Origin of the sequence: Hydrogenovibrio sp. 3SP14C1, assembly GCF_029625905.1 — a bacterium.
Classification (GTDB): domain Bacteria; phylum Pseudomonadota; class Gammaproteobacteria; order Thiomicrospirales; family Thiomicrospiraceae; genus Hydrogenovibrio.
In genome coordinates, this window is the sequence record NZ_JARTLM010000104.1 from 1 (window position 1) to 274 (window position 274).

At 63.5% G+C, this 274-nt stretch carries 1 protein-coding gene; it reads right to left on the minus strand.

What is annotated here, in order from left to right:
* On the minus strand, positions 1–274 hold a 274-nt coding region (locus P8629_RS11815; protein ID WP_278166317.1), incomplete at both ends, for an aspartate/glutamate racemase family protein.

The following is a 274-nucleotide window of genomic DNA, read 5'->3' on the forward strand; positions in this document are numbered from 1 at the left end:
CGACCACGCCACTGCGCGTGGCTGCCGCGGCGGGCTTCACCGCAGGCTCCATGCCGACGATGGGCAGGTTCGGATAACGTTCGCGCAACTCTGCAGCCGCAGCGGCAGTCGCGGTATTGCACGCCAGCACCAACGCCTTGGCACCTTGTGCCAGCAGATGTTCGGTGATCACCAAACAGCGCTCGCGAATGTACTCCGGGCTTTTCTCGCCGTAGGGCACATGGCCGCTGTCAGCGACGTAAAGCAGCGACTCGTTCGGCAGTAGCTGACGAAT